This is a genomic window from Pseudoalteromonas sp. T1lg22, assembly GCF_002964645.1.
Taxonomy (GTDB): Bacteria; Pseudomonadota; Gammaproteobacteria; order Enterobacterales; family Alteromonadaceae; genus Pseudoalteromonas.
In genome coordinates, this window is record NZ_PQBY01000014.1 from 1 (window position 1) to 1096 (window position 1096).

Here is a 1096-nt window from a genome sequence, read left to right on the forward strand (position 1 = left end):
TGCGAATGTCTGCTCCTGATTGCAAAAGATGAGTCGCGAACGAGTGTCTAAACGTATGTGGTGTAATTAACTTTGTAATCCCCGACTGTTTTAAAGCAGCCTTCACCGCCTTCCTGACACAAGTTGGATGAAAATGATGTCGACGAATTTCTCCCGTTTTTGGATCGCCGCTTAATTTATAGGATGGAAATAGATACTGCCAAGCCAACGACTTGTTCGCAGATGGATATTTCTTTGCTAACGCATTCGGCATCCAAACGCCGGCATATTGTTCATTTTTTAAGTCAAGTTGTAGATATTCATCCACTTGCATAATTTGATTTCTTAACAATGGAATAAGCTCATTTGCAAGTGTTACAATTCGATGTTTATTGCCTTTTCCATTCCAGACTTGAATACATTTATAGTCAAAATCAATGTCTTTCACTCTGAGCTGCACCGCCTCCATTACCCTTAAACCGCTTCCGTACATTAATCCCGCAATTATGTAATAGCGCTTTTTCATAAACGACAATATTTCTTTAACTTCTTCTGGTGTCATTACGACTGGCAATTTGGGTTGTCTATTGCTTTTGACAAATTTTAAGTCCAACGACAATTCTTCTTTTACTATGTGTTTGTACAAAAACGCTAATGCATTTAATGCGGCCATTTGCGTTCTAGGCGACATATTTCTCTTTAAAATTAAGTGGTCTAAAAACTCAACCACTTCGTTATCACCCATAGTAGTGGGATGTCTTTTATTATGAAAATGTATGAAATTAGATATCCAACTAAGGTAAGCGTTAACCGTTCTCAGTGAATACTGTCGAGTCAACATGTAGTCTGCGATGTAATTTAAATAAGGCGAGCGAGTTTTCATTTTCATTCCTTTGAAAATATGTAAATACTGTATATTAAAACAGTTATAGCGTAATCACTCACATAGTCAAGAAAACGACCCAATCGCGTGCTTTTGTCGCAAGATGAAAACGAGCAATAGCTATTTTTAATAATATTGGCAATAAGTTAACTAGTCTGTTAAAAATATATCATTCAGAAAAGTGAGCGGTAGCGTAGTAGAAAAACGCGCGATTCGCTCGCTATAAACATGTTA

At 36.9% G+C, this 1096-nt stretch carries 1 protein-coding gene; it reads right to left on the reverse strand.

The window, feature by feature from the left end:
* Positions 1 to 862 (reverse strand): integron integrase (locus tag C2M24_RS09615; RefSeq protein WP_105200315.1); only part of this gene is annotated, 862 nt, incomplete at its 3' end.
* Positions 863 to 1096: the final 234 nt, after the last annotated feature.